Here is a 16945-nt window from a genome sequence, read left to right as displayed (position 1 = left end):
CGCTGGGGCCGCGTGCACGCGCTTTCGCTCCGGTTCATGCCCCTTTCCCGCGATACGACGCCTCCGGCCCGCCCCGGCGCACTTCAGCTGGTGTTCTCCCGTGTCGCCGCGCTCGTGAGGTGGGTGTAGGTGCCGGTGAGCCGGAGCAGCTTCTCGAGGATCGGCCCGATGTGGGCGAGGTGCATCGTGACGGCGGCGGAAGCGGCGTCGCGGTGGATTTCGAGGAGGGCCGACAGGCCGACGGAGTCGATGAAGTCCAGGCTGCGGCAGTCGATGACCAGGGTGTCCGCCGGTCCGCGGTCCGCCAGGGCTGCCGCGGCCTCCCGGAGGAGGTCCTGGCTGGTGGAGTAGTCCAGGTCCTCGCGCAGGCTCAGGTGGATGTGGCCCCCGTCCGCGTGGTGTGCGGTGGCGGGGGTGCGGTGGTTGGAGGAGGTCGTCACTACCTGTCCAGCGAGTCGTCGGGTCGGTTGGCGGTGGCAAGGGTCGTTTTCCCGGCATTCAGGATATGCAGGGCGCGCGGATAGTCGTAGAGCTGGTCGGCCAGGAGGTCCAGGGCGGGCAGGAGCGAGCGGGCGGGGACGTGGCGCACTTCGAGGATGTCGGCGGTCCAGAGGAGGAAGCCGGTGAAGATGTCCGGCTCGTTCATGTAGAGGGCGGCGCCCAGGAAGTCGATGATCTGGCCGAGGTCCTCCTCGGTGCGCTCGCGCTGGTCGTCGGTGTAGTCCCTCATGGCGGGGAAGCGCCGCTCCAGGCCGTCGAAGGCGTGCTCCAGCAGGCCGACGGCGGAGCGGACCACGTGGGTGTACTCCTGGTCCTCCAGGTGGGGCAGGTCGTTGACGGTCAGCCGGGCCGCGTACGGGCGGGCGGGGAGCGCCGCGGCGAGCCGATCGGCTGCGGAGCGGGCTTCGGAGGCCCAGGCGTCGGCGCCCAGGAGGCGGGCGTAGCGGCCGTCGTGGCCGAAGGCGGCGCCCCCGACCATGACGGGGATCCCGGCGGCCTGGCAGGCGGTGATCGCCCGGTGGGCCATCGGCAGGCGGGTCGGGATCGAGCTGGACAGGCACACCAGGTCGGGGTCGGCGCGGCGGACCTGGGCGACCAGGTGGCCGGTGGGGACCTGCGCGCCCAGGTAGTCCACCCGCCAGCCGCGCAGCTTCAACGTCTCGGCGAGCATCCGCGCGGGCAGGGCGTGCCACTCCTCGTCCACGCACGCCACCGTGATCCTGCCCGGGGAGCCGTCGGGACGGGGGACGGGCAGGGCGGCGACGGCGCGTTCGTTGATCGCGGTCGCGGTGTGCTCGTCGGCCACGTTCATCCGGTTCGCCGCCCACTCGACGCCCACCCGGTGCTGGACCGCGCCGATCACGTCGAGCAGAACCGATTCGGCTTCCAACCCGGCGTCCAGCGCGCTCTCCACGACGTCGAGGGCGGCGTACTCGTCCCAGGAGCGCACCGCGCTCCACAGCTTGTCCGCCCACGGGCGGGCCTGTTCGCGGTCGGCAGCCTCCTGGGCGCGTGCTCCGACACGGTGTCGCTGTGCCGGCCGCTGCCCGGTGGGGGAAGTCATGCGGTGTACCTGCCTCGTGTCGTGCCGTTCACGGCTGTCAGGTGGTGGGAGCGCGGCGCGGTGACCGCCATGACCGCGATGTCGTCGTGATCGCCCTTGCCGATCCACTGCGCGGCCGCCATCTGCACCCGTTCCACCACGGCCTGCGCGGGCATCCCCGCGCAGTTCTCCAGCAGCCGGTGCAGGCGCTCCTCGCCGTACATGGCGCCGCCCCGGCGCCCGCCCCGCGCCTCGGTGACACCGTCGGTGTAGAGCACGCACGACTCGCCCGGCGCCAGACGCACCGCGGCCGTCCGGAAGGACACCTCTGGCATCGCCCCGATCAGGCTGCCGGAAGTCGCGGCCTCCTCCACCCGGCCGTCACGGCGCACGATCAGCGGCGCGGGGTGGCCTGCGGACGTCAGCCGCAGCGCGACGTCGGACCCCTCGCGACGGGCGGAGGCCAGGACGAGGGTCGCGAAGCGCAGGGGGCCGTTGCGGCTGAGCAGCGTGTCGTTCAGCAGGCGCAGCACCTGCTGGTGGTCCGTCGACAGGGTGCGCAGGGCGTGGAGGGTGTTGCGGATCTTCCCGGTCAGGACCGCGGCCTCCAGCCCCTTGCCCGACACGTCCCCCAGCAGCGCGAACGTCTCCCCGTCCTCCTCGGCAGGGGGGTGCACGTCGTAGAAGTCGCCGCCGATCCGCTCGGCGTCCTCGCTGGAGCGGTAGCCGCCCGCGAACTCCACCCCGTGCACCTGGACCAGCTCCGGTGCCAGCAGCTCACGCATCAGCACCCGCGTGATCGCGTCCTGCTCCTCGTACAGGCGCGCCGCCGACATCGCCGCTCCGGCACGTGCCGCGAACAGCCGGCCCAGCTCCTCGTCCCGCTCGCTGAACGCGGGCCGCTCGGCCCGGCGCAACAGCACCAGGGCACCGGCGGCGACGCCGTGGCCCGGCAGCGGCGCGATGGACACCGAGCCGACCGGGCCGAAACCGGCGGGGACCATCCACGAGGGCGCGGCGGAGGGGTCCATCCACCGTGCGGGCAGCGGGGGAAAACCCTCCAGGGCCTCCTCCAGCCCCGGCACCGCGGACGGTTCCTCCTCCAGCTTGCCCGTGCTGAGGACACCGTCCTGGTCGCAGACGACCATCGGCAGCCGCCGGGACCGGCCCGGAGCCACCACCACGGCCGCATCCGCCAGGTGACGGGCCGCCAGACGGGCCGTGGTCTCCATGGACCGTCGGAGATTCAGCGACGCCAGCAGGGCACTGGACGCCTCGATCAGGAACGCCGTGTGACCGCGGTGCGAGCCCGACTCGTCGTCCGCCACCGGGTGCCCGGCCTCCTCGACCAGCCACCACACCGTGGCGCCCGCGTCCAGCACCGTGGGATGGGCGGAGAAGAAACGGTCCCCCACCCGTCCGGACGAGGCGCGGGACGTCCCGGCCCCCGTCAGCCACCGCGGCAGCACCGGCAGGGCGTCCCGCCCGGTCCCCAGCACCGCGCGCGCCGCCGCATTCGCCTCCAGGGCGCGTCCGTCAGCGCCCACCAGCACCACGGGGTAGGGGGCGGAGACCGCTGACACCAGGCCCAAGGTGCTGGAACGGGTACCTGCCGGAGTAGAAGCCATAGTAAAGAACCCACTACGCGTACGCGTGGATCTCCACCTCCCAGGACATCGACGAAACTGTTGCCGCTCAGCAACCATCCTCTCTTTGCGCTCCCGTGTACAACCAGTGGTTACCCCTCGGGCCCGCCTCACAGTCAAAGAGCGCTGCCCGCCGTCACACCTCTGCGGACAAGCGGTCACCGCGTCCGCCCGGTACGGACATTTCCGGGCACCGGACGGTGCCGATCCGATCAGACCCCACCGTGGTGACGCGCGGGGCTCGCCGACGGACAGGGCTCGTCGACGGGCAGGTCCCGGTGGCCGGGGCACCCCGCCGCGCGGGGCGCCCCGGCCGGTGGTGGGCTCGCCCCGTCCGCGGCCCGACCACGGCGGAGGGGTGCCGAGTCGGCTCGGGAACGGGTCCGGCACTGCCGCACCACCCCCACCCAACGACCCGTCCCCCGCGAGCGGCACGGAATTCGCCCGGAGCGGGCAGACCGGTCCCGGGTCTCCGTGCCGCTCGCGAGCTTCCGTCGTTGAGCGGACTGCGCCCGTCCGGGGCGGGCGCGATGCGGCGCCCTGCCCGACCGGCGATCCGGCGCGCACCGACAGGTGGGCAACCCGACGGACGGAACGGCGCCCGCGAGGCGGCCACCGGGCCGGCGACGACAGCCCCCGCCGAGGACACCGGACCCTCCGCACGCGGGCCGCCGGCCCACCGGGCAGGACCTGACCGCGCCGGCGCCCCCTCCCTCCGACCACCACGACGAAAACGGAGTTCCGCCATGACCGCAGACCCCTTACCCGGCTCCTCCGCCACGACCGGGCCGCCGCGCACCGCCTCCCCGCCGGAGGTCAACGCCGGTACCGGGACGACCTACCGGCCGTCGCCGCCCGACGGCCCGGTGGAACTCGCACTGCCCTACACGCCGCCGTCCGCGGCGCGCGCCAGGCTGCTGGTGGGCGCCACCCTGCGTGCGTGGAACCTGGCCGATCTGGTCGAAGCCGGCGAGCTGGTCGTGAGCGAACTGGTCACCAACGCGATCGAGACCGGGTGCAACCTCCGCATGGTCGTCACCGTCCGCCGCCTCAACCGGCGGACGGTACGCGTCGCGGTCCAGGACGGCTCCAGGAGCCTGCCCTGCCTCATCGACGCCGGCCCCGGCGCCCGGAACGGCTACGGCCTGCTCCTGGTCCACCACTTCACGCGCGGATACTGGGGCGCCGCACTGGAAGGAATCGGCAAAACCGTCCACGCCGACCTCCGCGCCCCGGAACCCCCCAGATCCCGGTGACCCGGCCCGCCGCACGCCGCCACGCCGGGACATTCGACCTCCGCTGTCCCGGCGACGCCCCGGCACGGTTTATGGGAGCGGATTCCCCGCAGTCCGGGAGGTGAAATCCGGAAAACGGCCCGCGTCGAATCCGCACTGCTTCCGCACCGCTTCCGACCCGCTTTCCCGGCCGCGGCGCGGACCGCGGTCGCGGCGACGGGTCCGCCGCCTTCCGTGGCCCGGCGTCAGCCCTGCGCGGCGTCGCCGGCCGCGGCTCCGTGCCGGGCTGCGGGCACACCGCGCCCGAGCGCCGGGTCGTCCGCGTGAAGGTCCACCGGACCCGCCGGCTCCCCCCGGGAGACGCCGGAGTCCCCGAGCGCGGCGAGGAGCGCGTCCTGACGGCGGCTCAGCTGCGCCACGAACCAGGACACGGCCTCCAGCTGCAGCTCCGCCTCGGCGCCACGCGCCCTGGGGCCGGAAGCGTCCATCGGATCGCCCAGCGCGGCCAGCATGTTCTCCAGGTACCCCACGTCGCGGGCCTTGCTGATCCAACCCTCCGGGTCGTCCTGGGAGAACACGAGACGGATTCTCCACCCGTCATACCGGTCCTCGGTGATCTCTATCATGATTTCCCCTCCGTCATAGGGCCGCGCCCATGCTCGGCAGTAACTGTACGGAGCCCCGCACGGAAATGACAAGGGACCGTCGATCCGCCGCCGGAACCGGTGAATCGTGCCGGGCGCCGGCCTCGCGCCACGCCGGTCCGAAATGGCAATACCGCGCCTTCCCCGGTCCGAACGCGACGGATCCGGCGTCCAACATGTCGCAGCCGGACTCCAGGTCCTGGAAAAGGAGCAATCGAATCGTTTCCGGACCGGGATTCCGAGGGAGAACCGGTCGCGGGGGACGGTGAAGCGCGATCCCCTTCTGCCCGCCCGAGGACCCGGTATTCACACCCCCACCCGCCTTCCGCGCCCGCGTCGCCAACCGCCCTCGCTGCCGCCGGGCCCGGCCAAGGGCCAGCGGACGCGCCGGTGTCCGGGGTTCGCGGTGCCCGTTCGGCTTATCCACGGAAGGGCACCCGGCGTCCACCGGACCTGTCCGTGCCGCCCTGATCGGCGTCGGCGTCGGCAGCGGTACCGTCCGGCTCCACCCGTCCCCGGTCGGCCTTCTGCCCTCCGCCCCGTGGCCCTCCTGGAGCCGGCCCGGGTCGTTCTCCGAGCTCACGCGCCGCGTGCCCGATCCGGGGCGGCGAACGTACCCCGTCCCCTCCGGTCCGGTCCGGGGCCGGTCCGGTCCGTGCGGCTACCGCAGCGGGAGGGTGACGCTTATCCGCTTGCCACCGGCGGGTAGCGGGGTGATCGCACAGGTGTCGGCCAGGAGCAGCACCAGGGCCCAGCCGCGTCCGCCCGGGCGCACCCGGTCGTGCAGGGCGTGCGGGGAGGCGTGCGGGAAGCTGTTGTCGGAGTCCTCGACGGTGATGCGCAGCACGGGGTCGGCGGCTCCGTCGACGCCCCGGCCTCCGTCCGTTGCCGGAGCGGCGGTCTCGATGCGCGCGCTGAAGGCGGTGGCGCCGCCGCCGTGGCGGTTGGCGTTGGTGACCAGCTCGCTGGCGACCAGGAGGGCGTTCGCCTCGGTGTCGGCCGTGAGCGGTTCGGCTTCGTGCAGGGTGCGCCGGACGCTGCGGCGGGTCTGCGCCGCGCTCACGGCCGGCGGCTCCGCCCCCGGGTCCTGCCGGCGCGTCCGTGCGGGGCCCGTGCGGTCGGTGTCCGGCGGCAGGGCGGTCGGAGCGGAGGGGAAGGTGGTGGATCGGGTGTCGTACATGGTGTGGCCTCGCGTGGGTCGCTCTCCTGCGGGTCAGCGGTGTCGGACACATGACCGTGTCACGGGGTCGCCTGCCCCGGCGCACAGGCGCCATTCGGTCGGGCCCGGACCGGAGCGCGATGCATCGAAAGCGCACCGGAACCCCTCACCCCGCTGCGCGCACGCGCTCCAGGGCCCCGGCCAGGTCGTCCGCGAAGACGAAGTGCTCCATGGTTCCCGCCGTATGGAACAGGCGGCGCAGGACCGGACGGAGCGGGCCCGCCAGCACGAGGCGCCCACCTCGTTCCTGCTGGCGCCGGTGCGCTACCAGCAGACTCTCCAGCGCGGAGGAGTCCGCGAACTCCGTGCGGGACAGATCCACCACCACCACCGCGCCGCGCAGCGAAGCCGCAGCGAGGTCAGCGGCGAAGTCCTCCCCGCACTCCCAGTCCAGTTCCCGTGGCGGATGCACCACCTCCACCCCGGGCACCTCCTCCGGGACGCGGCACTGCCGTGGATCTTCACTCATACGGTGCAGTGTAGACAGCGCCGCCACCGCCGCGCAGGGGTGCCGGAGCACGCTCCCGTGACGCCCGGCGGAACGCCCGGGCGCTCTGGGCAGGCGCGGGGGAGCGGGGCCCGGGGCCGTCCTTCCGGCGGCGCCCTCCGACGCGCGGCGGCCCCGCCGGACTCGCGGTGTGCCGCGGGGCTTGCGGCACGCCGACCGCGGCACGGTGCCGGGACGGACCGGGAACCGCAACGGGTGAGGCCGCGGGCAGGCACCGGTCGGATAGGGTGGGTCGACTGTGTCAACGCTGCTGCGACCCGGCAGCGCATCCGGCTTGAGAATCGGTGCGAGGACCCCGTGGACCGCTTTGCCCGCCTGGCCGCCAGCGTGCTGGCCACCCCCGGGGCGGTCGTCGTGGCACCGGGCGGCGACGCGCCCGGGCAGGACGCCGAGGTGGTCCAGTGCTGGCCGCCGGAGCATCCACCGGCGGCGCCCTGGCACGCGGCGCTGCGCCGCCACGTGGCGGACACCGGTGAGCTGTTGATGGTGGACGACCTCAGCCGGTGGACCGGCGACGGCGGCGAGGCCGCGGGGGAGGGCGCGGCCGGGGCCCTCGCAGCGGCTCCCCTGCGGGGCGCGCAGGGCGAGCACCTCGGAGTCATGGCCGTCCACGACCCCCGCCCGCGGACCTGGAGCGAACGCAACCGCCAGGACCTGGAGGACCTGGCGGGCGCGTGTGCGACGGAGCTGCGGCTGCGAGCGGGCACACGGCGCGCCAACGACGCGCACCGCGGTGCGCAAGAGGCCCGCGACCGGGCGCAGGCGGCCACCGGCGCGGCCGTCGCCGGTGCGCAGCAACTGCAGAACCAGCTGAACCGCTCCGAACTGCTCCTGCGGGCGGCCGAACTGCTGGGCAGCACCTGGGGTCTGGACCACGTGCGCGCCACGGTGAGCGAACTGGTCAGCGGGGACCTGAAACCGGCGTACGTGGGGCTGGTCCTGCTGGGGGAGGACGACATGCTGCGGCGCTCGGTCGACGCCGGCAGGGGGCCGGTGCCCCTGGAGGAGCAGGTCCCGCTGTACGCCCTGACCGACAGGTGGCCCACCGCACAGGCCGCACGGGAGAACCGGGTGGTCAGCGTCCCCGACCGCCGGACGCTCGTCGAGGGCTACGACCCGCAGACGGTCGCCGTCTTCGACCAGATGGGCCTGCACTCCGCCGTGTGCGTCCCCCTGCCCGGCACCCACCGTCCCACCCTGGGCACCCTGGTGGCCGCCTGGGACGAGCCGCACGAGACCGACCTCCACGAACGCGCCGTCCTGACGGTGATCGCCGGATACACCGCCCGCGCCGTCGAACGGGCCCTGCACCTGGACGAACGGGTCAGCGTCGCACGCCAGCTCCAACGCGCCATGCTCACCGACCTCCCCCAAGCGCCGGGGCTCGAACTCGCCGCCCTCTACCGGCCCGCCGCCCACCACGACATGGTCGGCGGGGACTGGTACGACGCCTACCGCATCCCGCACCAGCGGCCCGCGGACGACGAGCGCGAACCGCTGGCCCTCACCGTCGGCGACATCACCGGCCACAACACGCAGGCCGCCGCCCTGATGGGCCAGGCCCGCAGCATGCTGCGCCAAGCCGACGTGGACCGCCGGCGCGGCCCCGCCGACACCCTCACCTCCTTCGAACGCGCCAACGAGCAACTGCGCATCGGCATCAGCGGCACCCTCGTCCACGCCCACCTGCATCCGCGCCCGGACGGGGCATGGCTGCTGCGCTGGACCAACGCCGGCCACCCCCACCCGCTGCTCGCCCACCCGCGCCGCCCCGTCGAACGCCTCACCGAGCACGGCATGATGCTCCACCCCGCCCTGCCCCCGCTCGAAGGCCGCCCCGTCGACGAACGCCTGCTGGAGCCGGGCTCCGTCCTGCTCCTCTACACCGACGGTTTGATCGAACGCCGCGGCCGCGACCTGGAACAGGGCATCGACCACGTCGCCGCCCTCCTGGCCCCGGCCGTCGCCGACCACACGCCCCTGCCGCGGACACTCGACCTGCTCGCCGAGAACCTGGCCGGCTCCGACCACCGCGACGACGTCGTCCTGCTGGCCCTGCGCGTCACCGACCCGAGCGCGGGGTGAGCGGGCCCGCGCGGGCGCGGCGGGGTCGAGGCGGGCCGTCCGGCCCGTCGGCGCTGTCGGCCCCGGCCCGGCTGCAGGACGTCCGGGTGGGGGACCAGGACGGGGCCACCGGCCGTCGGCACGCCACCTCGCCGCTCACCGCCTGCCCGGGGAAGGCGGTGCGGGGACGGGGACGGCGCCCTCCCACCGCCACGCGACCGCGGTGCGGGCGTCTCCAGCCGCGACCACCGGTCCTCGGCGAACGCGCGGGCCGTCGCCCGCACGCACACCCCCGTCCGAACCGGGCGAAACAGCAGGGCGGAGCGCGCTTCGGCCCGCCCTGCCACCGCCTTCCACGACGACCTTCAGACGATCACTCCTACTGCCGGCCCTCGACCTCCGCCACCAGGGGCGTGCCCGCCAGCTGGTCGATCCGGGCCGGGCTGAGGCCCACGGCCCTGGCGCGCTCGACCATGGCCGGCCTCTCGGCGAGCACCCGCCGAAACGTCAGCAGCTCGGCCTGCACCTGAGCCGCGGCGGGAGTTCCGGCCGCCTGGACGATCAGCTGGGCCTCCTCGTGCGTCACGGGAACCCGGAGCCGCTGGGCATCCGCCGGAATGACATCCTCGTCCAGGGCCGGAACCACCCGGACGAGCCCGCAACCGGCCTCGCCCTCCACATCGAACGCCTGCAGCCAGCCGTGCACAGCCGGGGTCTCCCAGAAGCCGAGATCGGGCAGCCGCTCCGCCCCCACCCCCGGTACCGCTTCCTGACGGGGCGAGATGATCACAACAAACGCCGTACCGGACATGACGCCGCTTCCCTTGCTCTGACGAACGGGGCAGAGGGATACGCCCCCGCCGAGACTACTCAGGTCGGACCCCTCTTGTCGTAGGTGCGGGAGGACCCGGTCGCTGTGTCGTGGCGTCGGCTCGCGATGCGTACAGCGGTGCGTGCCCACCGCCGGGGACCGTCGTACCGGACGGCGATGCCCCGCCGGGCCCTTCCACGACGGACGTCGTCCTTCCGGGGTCCGGTGCCGACTCGCCCCGGCGCCGGGGCGGGCAGGCGGCCTGCCGGGCCCGGGGGAGGGGCCGGCGGATCTTGGACCCGCGCTCCGGGCGGCAGGTCGTCCCGGTCCGGACAGGGACTGCCGTTGCCGTCCAAGAGCCGGACGTTCTCGGCGCACGCGGCCATGGCCGTGGCCCGGACGCGAAAGGCAGCGAACGTGGCGTCGAAGTCGAGCGGATCAGTCCGGGAGACGGCGGCCGGAGGGGGGCGCAGGCGCGCACCGGGGGCGTGGCCGGGACGTTCCGCGCCCGTCCCTTCCGTATGAGAGGCTCCTGGGGTGCTTCGACTGACGGATTTCATCATCGACTGCCCCGACACCCTGGAACTGGCCGGTTTCTACTCCGCGCTGACGGGCCGCCCGGTCAAGGACGGCAGTGACGCGGACTGGGCCGGCATCCGGTTCGGCGAGATCGAGTTGGCCTTCATCCGGGTGAGTGACTTCCGGGCTCCCCAGTGGCCCGACCTCGAACACCCCAAGCAGTTCCACCTCGACTTCGAGGTGGACGACATCGAGACCGAACAGCACCGCGCCCTCGGCCTCGGCGCCACACTGCGGCGGGACTTCACCGGTCCCGAGGGTTACGGCTGGCGGATCTACACCGACCCGATCGGCCACCCCTTCTGCCTGTGCCGCAACAAGGGCGTCACCTGGACCGAGCAGGGACCGCGCTGGCCCGAACGCAGCTGAGTCGTTCCGTGTGGAGCAGTACCACGGCCCGGCCGCGGGTGGCGGGGTGGCACGGCCGGCCGGCTCAGGACGGACGGCGAGGCGGCCGGGCCGCGCGCACGGCGACAGGTCCCGGCCGCCGGGTTCCGTGCCGACGGCGGGGTCCGGTCGTCGGGTAGGGGCGTGGTGGCCTCGCGCTCCTGTCCGGGTCCTGTCCGGCCCCCTCCGTCGTGGCGGGGCCCCGAGGAGAGGTCACCGGCTGGGGCGCCCCGCGGCTCGGGGCGCCCCAGCCCGCCGCACCCTGCCGCGCCCGACGGACTGCTCCACCGTCGGCCTCGTCCGACGGGCATGTCGGACGGGCTGCCTAGACTGCCGGTGTGGATGATGCGAGAGCGGGTGAGGGTGTGGCACGGGACGCGTCGGGTGTGGTGAGGGTGTGGGCGCGGGGACAGCTGGACTGGGACCGGGGACAGGACTTCGCCGACCGGTTGGAGGCGGCCCTGCGTGCGGGTGCGGGCACGGTGGTGGTGAACGTGTCCGGGCTGGAGTTCGTGGATTCCTCGGTGCTGAACACCCTGCTGGCCGCGCACGGACGCCAGCGGGCCGCCGGTGGCGCCCTGGTGCTGGAGGGGCCGTTGCTGCCGACCGTGGAGGGGTTCTTCGGCATCACCGGTGTGCTCGGCTACTTCACCTTCGCCGACGCCTCGGGCACGGATGGCGGCCAGGCCGCGGCCGATCCGGCCGGGGACGGTGTGCGGTGAGGCGGGTGGAGGGCCGGTCGCCGTCGTACGGGTGGCGGGTGGAGTGACCTTCCGGGTCGGGGGCAGCCGTCACCGTGACAGTTCTGCCTTTTCGCCCTCTTTTCTCTTCCTGTACCAGGAGTTCACCGACCGAAGGCCGTTCCATGTCCCATCTCCCGCCCCCGTCGCACACGGTCCGGACACCGTCTCCCACCCCACCTCACACCGCGGAGGCCGGTGCCTCGAACACCCAGCCCACCCAGCGCCCGCAGACGGGCCACCCCGAGGACGAACGTCACCCGATCGACGACGTGCACCTCGCCGAGGGCGAACGTCACCCGATCGACGACGTGCACCTCGCCCCGGGCACCACGCGGGCCCGGGCGCGCGAGACGGCCGCCGAGCCGTCGGCGCCGATGGTGCGCACGGCGGCGCACGCCCGCGAGGCGCTCAGCGGGCTGCTGCGAGCGGCGGGTGCATCGGCAGAGGTGGAGATGCAGGCGCACCTGGTGGCAACCGAGCTGGTCACCAACGCCAACCGGCATGCCGGCGGCATCACCGGCTTCCACGCCCGCATCGAGGGCGCCGGGGCCGCGACGCGCGCCAAGCCGTCGGGGGTCGGACGCCCCGGCCGACTGCGGATCGAGGTGGAGGACGCCGACGCCCGCGTGCCGCACGCCGACGAGGGCGCTTTGACGGATGTGGAGCGCTGGGGCGGGCGGGGCTGGGCCCTGGTCCTCAAGCTCTGCTCAAGCGTGGACGTGGTGGCGCTGCCCGAAGGCGGCAAGCGCATCAGCACCACCGTCGACCTGTAGACCCCTGTCGCCCATCGCGCACCCCTGCCCGCTCCCACGCCCCCATCCGCGATGGCACGCTCCTTTCCCCTGCGGGGTCTCCGGAAGGGCGGCTCCGTTCCAGGTCGAGCCGGTGGGCACCGGCCGCTGCCTCCGGTCGGCCGGATCGTCGAGCGCACCGGCGACCTCGAATTCCGCACTCCGCTCCGCCGGGGCTGTCACGGACTCCTGTCACGCCCTCCGCCGCCCCAGGTGGCGGGGGCTCTCGCCGCTCACGACCCACCCGAACAGCCCCGGCTCACCTCGCAGGGCCGGAACGGCCCCACCGAGCTGCCTCACCCGGCCGCCGGCGCGGCCTCGGCAGCTACGGAAAAGGCCGGTGCGCAGGGGGGCAGCCGCTCGATGGGGACGGACACCGCCGTGACCGCAGCAGGTGACTCCTCGGCGGGCACGGACACCACGCCGACGGGGCCGGGGAGCGCGTCGAGGGTCGTCGACCGACCGACCAGGGCGAGAGCCAGGGCGGCGTCGAGGTGGCGGGCCGGGTACAGGGCGCGTGCGGCGCGGTGGGACTGTCCGTAGGCGGATACCAGGACCTGGATGACGAGGCCGTCGCGCGCGCTCTCCTCGCCGGTCGCCGCCTCTTCACCGACGCTGTGGCGCAGGGCGAGGGCGGCTGCGACCAGGTCGTCCAGCAGAGGGCCGATGCGGTCCCACCGGGTGGACTCCAGGGCCTCCTGGACCTGGGAGAGGCAGTCGAGAAGGTAGACGTCGTGCAGGGCGATGCGCCGTTCGTCGAGCGAGGGCTGCAGCAGGTCCTTGACGAGGTCTGCGGGAGTACGAGGGGACATGGCTCCTCCTACTGCGTCGTAGTGCGGGCGGTGCCGCCCCGGGTTCACTCCGGGTTCCCCGAACGCTGCGGCCGTAACTCGAACGCACCGTTCGCCCGCCGTACTTCCCTCTTTCGTGCATCCGGCCCCGGGCACGGAGGGGGCGAGCGGCAGGGTGAAACGGTGCCCGTTGCTGCTGTCCTCCGTGCCCGCTCCGGCGTCCGCCTCGCCCGCCTGGCACACCGGCACTGCCGGGCCGTGGCCGTCGCGGCGGCCGCGGCACCGGTGCCGGCCCCGTGCCTCCGCCCCCTCGGGACCGCTGCCGTGGTGGACGGCCGGTGACACGGTGCGCGCGCTCGGGGGCGAGGAACGGGCGGACGCCCGGCACGCCGCCCGGCAGACCGCCCCGGCAGGCGTTGCCGGGACACCCGCCCTCCCGGCCGCGCTCCGCCACCGCCCGTACCCGTCGGCTCACGGCGCGGGTGGGCGACGGACACCTCTCGTCACCTCGGCCGACCGGTCCGGCGCTGTCCCGCCCTCGTCGACGAGGGATGAGGGGTCAGTTCGTCTCGCGGGCGCGCCGGCGGGCGGCGCGACGCTTGATGGTGCGGCGCTCCTCTTCGCTGGTGGCGCCCCAGACGCCGCTGTCCTGGTTGTTCTCCAACGCCCATTCCAAGCACTGCCGGGTGACGGGGCAGCGGTGGCAGACGGCCTTGGCGTGTTCGATCTGACGCAGGGCGGGACCAGCGCTGCCGACGGGGAAGAACAGCTCCGGATCCTCCCCCGTGCAGGCGCCGCGCCGGCGCCAGTCCGAGTCCAGGTCGGGTGCCGCAGGTCGCGCCGGGGCTTCGGTCGTCGGCGGCCGGAGCACTGCACGAGGGCCCGGAGCGGCCGGCTCGGTGCGACCGAGGAAACCGGAGGTGGTCGCGGTCATGGGCTTGGCGGTGCTGCGGTCGGCAGCCATGAGTCTTCCTCCGTCTGGGCGGGCCGGGCCTCCTCGACGGATTCCCGTGACGGGAGCCTTCTGCTCCCTCCAGGGGTGGAAATGCATACCTTCTTCCTTTTCCGCCCTTCGGTGCGCCGCAGGGGCCTTCCACCGGCACGAGACGAGATCCTGACGGAGGGTCAGAAAGATTCGGCGTTTAATTTTTCCGCATGGGCGAAGACGGCTGTCGTCGCTGACTGTTCTCGTGGAGGTAGGGAAGCACATGGGCATCATCGCCTGGATACTGATCGGTCTGATCGCCGGTGCCATCGCGAAGGCCCTGATGCCGGGCAAGGACCCGGGCGGCATCATCATCACGATGCTGATTGGTATCGCGGGCGGCCTGCTCGGCGGCTGGCTCGGCAAGGTGATCTTCGGCGTCAACTCGATCGACGGCTTCTTCGACATCTCCACCTGGGTCGCCGCCATCGCCGGCTCGGTCATCCTGCTGGTCGTCTACCGCGTGGTGACGGGCAACAAGCACCACCACAGCCACGCCTGATCCTCCCCCCTCCCCGACAAGCCCTCCGCAGCGCCCCCCCACCACAAGGGGGGGGCTGCGGAGGGCTTGGCGCTGTTTCTCGTCGGGGTGCTGGACGAGGGTGCGCGGGTTGAGGGCTGAGGCGGCCGGCTCGTACCCGATCGTCACCGATGGCGCCCGCAACGTCCAGATCGAACGCAACGGCTTCGACGGCGCTTGGAACAAGGGCGAGGGCGGCAACGGCTACCTGCGTGGCAGCCGGGTCTGGGACTTTCTCTACGCCTGCAACCTCGGCCGCGACCTGCGCCACTTCACCTTCCGGTGGTCGGCGAGCGGCAACGTGGCCTTCCGTAACGATCTCGACTCCGATCTCAATCTGCACGGCGGCTGGGAGTACGGCAGCCTCTTCGAGCGGAATATCCTGCGCGTCCCCTGCGAGCACCGCTCGGGCAGCTGCCGGGTCGACTGCGGCGGCGAGGGCGGCGGGATCGAGGAGGGGAGGTGGTACCCGGTCTGGTGGGCCGCCGGCCCTAAGGCCGTGAGGTGGTTCGGGTCGTCGGGCCCGCAGAACGTCCTCCACGACAACAGGATGCTCAAGCAGACCTCCCGGGGCGGGGTGTACGAGCCGTACGCGCCCTGCGGCACCGGCCCGGGCGCCGCCTTCCAGTTCGGTTCCGCCGAGGGTGCGCCCGGGCGGTTGCAGCCGCTGGGCCAGGGTGGTCGGGCCATTCCCGACTGGGGCGGCCGGGAGGGCCTCGACTACGCGGGCCGGGGCGTGGTGCCGGTCGATGTCGGCTGGCGGTCCTCGCTGTTCCTCCGGGACACCGACGGACTCGGCCCGCGCGACAGCCGCACCCGCCGGGTGGCCACCTGGAACATACAGGGCGCGCACGCCCCGGAGAACAACGGCAGCCGGTACACCAACGGTCTGCCCCGGCTGTAGGGGCGCAACGTGCTGGACCGCGACGCCCGGGCCGACGTCATCGCCATCCAGGAGGCGGGCGCCCCGCCGCGCGGCGCCCCCTTTTTCCAGGAGATCCACACGGCCGACACCCGGTGGGTGGACGACCTCGGTTTCGTCCGCTCGGTCCGCGAGTACCGGCTCGGCACCGGGGCGCGACCGACGGGCTACCTCTACTGGATCCACACCGACACCAACCCCGACCTCCCGTTCGGCCGGGTCGACGTCGCGCTCTTCAGCCGGGCCCGGGTCGCCCCGGAGGACGTCCACACCACCCGGGAAGCCGTCATCGGCGACCGGTGGGGCTCCCGGCCCGCGCTCGGGATCGACGTCGACGGCGTCGTCTACTGCTCGCTGCGCGGGAGTTCGGGCAGTTCCGGCAGCGGCGTCCCCCGGCTGCTGAACATCGTCCGGGACCAGATGGCCCCCACCGGTCTGCCCTGGATCGCCCTGGGCGACTACAACCGCGGCCCGGTGAACCTGCGGACCGCGGTCGGCGCGGCCTTCACCGTCCAGGCTCGGGCCCTGCCTACCCATCAGACCGAACGGGTCGGCGCCGGGCCCGCCAGGGTCCTCGACTACGCGGTCCTGCCCACTGCCCAGGCGGATGCGAGCGTCATCGGGATCGAGCGGTTCCCGCTCCGGTCGTCGGACCACTACCCGGTCGTCCACACCCTCGGCAACCTCCCGAACGCGCCGACGCCGACGGGATCGGCGGAGCCGGTCCGACCGAACCAGGTCTTCCTGCGCAACGCCGCCACCACCAACGTGGCGGGTCCCGCGGACGACACCGCCCACGCGGTCGAGGGCCGGCCGATCGATCGGAGCAACCCCTCGCCCCGGGTGTTCAGCCTGACCTATGACCCCGAGCACCCGGGCTACTTCCGGGTCTTCCATCCGTACGCGCCGTTCGCCGGCCGCTACCTGGGGCAGGAGGGCGGCGCGCGCGACGCGCGGACGGTGCTGTGGCCGAACGCCGCGCCGGACCAGCTCTGGGCGCGGGCCTACCAGGGCGACGGCACCTACACGCCGGTCGACCACCACACCGGGCAGTACCTCACGGACCTCGGCCCGGGCCGGGGCGTCGTGGCCCGGGACCACACCGGCGAGGCCGACCAGCGGTGGTTCCTCCAGGACGTCCTGGAGGGCACCGACCTCACCGAGATCGTCGCCCCCGACGCCGGCGGCCCGGTCCCGGCGCTCGCGGTCGACGATCTGGAGACGGTTCCCTACTCCGTCTACCTGGCCTCCGATGCCCCGGGGAGCGGCAGCCGCCGGTTCAGTACGGTCTTCGCCGGGCCGAGCGGCACCTGCGCCGACTGCTTCCACCTGATCCAGGGCCGGCGGTACGTCGACTCGACGGCGGCCCACCCGCAGGACCCGCAGAGCGGTGACTACGTCACCGTGGGCGACTTCCGCCCCGACGGCGATGGCTTCCAGTGGTGCAAGGCCGGCGGCGGCCCGAACGGCACGCTGCTGGCCGACTTCCCCAGCCCCTTCGGGCACCTCGACCTCACTCGGAGCGCGACGACCGACGTGGTCGCCATCACCCGGTCC

General features: G+C 73.6%; 17 protein-coding genes. 8 read left to right on the top strand and 9 right to left on the bottom strand.

Annotated elements, in window-relative coordinates; genetic code table 11:
• Positions 1-83: 83 nt before the first annotated feature.
• The 3 genes from K353_RS17345 to K353_RS17335 are packed head-to-tail and all read right to left on the bottom strand — an operon-like array spanning position 84 to position 3171.
• Positions 84-440 carry an STAS domain-containing protein gene (locus K353_RS17345; protein ID WP_111554514.1) on the bottom strand — a complete coding sequence of 119 codons (357 nt, stop codon included), beginning with the start codon at positions 438-440 and terminating at the stop codon, positions 84-86.
• Positions 440-1564, bottom strand: a complete 1125-nt coding sequence (locus K353_RS17340) for a B12-binding domain-containing protein (protein ID WP_111554513.1) — start codon at positions 1562-1564, stop codon at positions 440-442. The genes K353_RS17345 and K353_RS17340 overlap by 1 nt, the downstream gene beginning before the upstream one ends.
• Positions 1561-3171 carry a PP2C family protein-serine/threonine phosphatase gene (locus K353_RS17335; RefSeq protein ID WP_199528143.1) on the bottom strand — a complete coding sequence of 537 codons (1611 nt, stop codon included), beginning with the start codon at positions 3169-3171 and terminating at the stop codon, positions 1561-1563. Before K353_RS17335 ends, K353_RS17340 begins: the two co-directional genes overlap by 4 nt.
• 764 nt (positions 3172-3935) lie before the next feature.
• Between K353_RS17335 and K353_RS17330 the strand changes: the two genes are divergently transcribed.
• A complete protein-coding gene (locus K353_RS17330; RefSeq protein WP_111554512.1) occupies positions 3936-4445 on the top strand; it encodes an ATP-binding protein in 510 nt (169 codons plus the stop codon).
• A gap of 224 nt (positions 4446-4669) precedes the next feature.
• Here the strand turns inward: K353_RS17330 and K353_RS17325 are convergent, their stop codons facing one another.
• The 3 genes from K353_RS17325 to K353_RS33850 form a co-directional block, all read right to left on the bottom strand.
• Entirely contained in the window at positions 4670-5050 is a 381-nt protein-coding gene (locus tag K353_RS17325; RefSeq protein WP_111554511.1) for a hypothetical protein, read from the bottom strand.
• Positions 5051-5729: 679 nt separating this feature from the next.
• The gene (locus K353_RS17320) at positions 5730-6131 is read right to left on the bottom strand and encodes an ATP-binding protein (RefSeq protein WP_158585425.1); all 402 of its coding nucleotides are present in this window, start codon (positions 6129-6131) and stop codon (positions 5730-5732) included.
• A 262-nt stretch (positions 6132-6393) separates the two neighbouring features.
• Positions 6394-6756 carry an STAS domain-containing protein gene (locus K353_RS33850; protein WP_146616492.1) on the bottom strand — a complete coding sequence of 121 codons (363 nt, stop codon included), beginning with the start codon at positions 6754-6756 and terminating at the stop codon, positions 6394-6396.
• A gap of 336 nt (positions 6757-7092) precedes the next feature.
• On the opposite strand from K353_RS33850, the gene K353_RS17315 reads away from it, so the two are divergent.
• Positions 7093-8880, top strand: a complete 1788-nt coding sequence (locus K353_RS17315; protein ID WP_158585424.1) for a PP2C family protein-serine/threonine phosphatase — start codon at positions 7093-7095, stop codon at positions 8878-8880.
• Positions 8881-9238: 358 nt separating this feature from the next.
• Here the strand turns inward: K353_RS17315 and K353_RS17310 are convergent, their stop codons facing one another.
• Positions 9239-9670 (bottom strand): DUF6003 family protein, encoded by a 432-nt coding sequence (locus K353_RS17310; RefSeq protein WP_111554508.1) that lies wholly within the window; start codon positions 9668-9670, stop codon positions 9239-9241.
• A 537-nt stretch (positions 9671-10207) separates the two neighbouring features.
• Here K353_RS17310 and K353_RS17305 point away from each other — a divergent pair.
• The 3 genes from K353_RS17305 to K353_RS17295 all read left to right on the top strand — a co-directional run bounded on the left by K353_RS17305 (position 10208) and on the right by K353_RS17295 (position 12152).
• Entirely contained in the window at positions 10208-10618 is a 411-nt protein-coding gene (locus K353_RS17305; RefSeq protein ID WP_111554507.1) for a VOC family protein, read from the top strand.
• Between the two features lie 413 nt (positions 10619-11031).
• Positions 11032-11358, top strand: a complete 327-nt coding sequence (locus K353_RS17300) for an STAS domain-containing protein (RefSeq protein ID WP_199528142.1) — start codon at positions 11032-11034, stop codon at positions 11356-11358.
• Positions 11359-11501: 143 nt separating this feature from the next.
• Positions 11502-12152, top strand: a complete 651-nt coding sequence (locus K353_RS17295; RefSeq protein ID WP_111554505.1) for an ATP-binding protein — start codon at positions 11502-11504, stop codon at positions 12150-12152.
• Between the two features lie 314 nt (positions 12153-12466).
• Here the strand turns inward: K353_RS17295 and K353_RS17290 are convergent, their stop codons facing one another.
• Both K353_RS17290 and K353_RS35680 read right to left on the bottom strand, forming a co-directional pair.
• Positions 12467-12982: a hypothetical protein gene (locus K353_RS17290; RefSeq protein ID WP_111554504.1), complete on the bottom strand. Its 516-nt coding sequence runs from the start codon at positions 12980-12982 to the stop codon at positions 12467-12469.
• 538 nt (positions 12983-13520) lie between these two features.
• A complete protein-coding gene (locus tag K353_RS35680) occupies positions 13521-13781 on the bottom strand; it encodes a WhiB family transcriptional regulator (protein WP_233533661.1) in 261 nt (86 codons plus the stop codon).
• A gap of 388 nt (positions 13782-14169) precedes the next feature.
• On the opposite strand from K353_RS35680, the gene K353_RS17280 reads away from it, so the two are divergent.
• The 3 genes from K353_RS17280 to K353_RS17270 form a co-directional block, all read left to right on the top strand.
• Complete coding sequence (locus K353_RS17280) at positions 14170-14448, top strand: GlsB/YeaQ/YmgE family stress response membrane protein (RefSeq protein ID WP_111554502.1); 279 nt, start codon at positions 14170-14172, stop codon at positions 14446-14448.
• Positions 14449-14557: 109 nt separating this feature from the next.
• Positions 14558-15370 (top strand): hypothetical protein, encoded by an 813-nt coding sequence (locus K353_RS17275; RefSeq protein ID WP_111554501.1) that lies wholly within the window; start codon positions 14558-14560, stop codon positions 15368-15370.
• A 9-nt stretch (positions 15371-15379) separates the two neighbouring features.
• Positions 15380-16945, top strand: a 1566-nt coding sequence (locus K353_RS17270; RefSeq protein ID WP_146616490.1) for a hypothetical protein, incomplete at its 3' end; no start/stop codon positions are given.

Origin of the sequence: Kitasatospora sp. SolWspMP-SS2h (genome assembly GCF_003259315.1) — a bacterium.
Classification (GTDB): Bacteria; Actinomycetota; Actinomycetes; order Streptomycetales; family Streptomycetaceae; genus Kitasatospora; species Kitasatospora fiedleri.
Note: the sequence above shows the minus strand (reverse complement) of the source record. Positions and strands in the feature narration are given on the sequence as shown.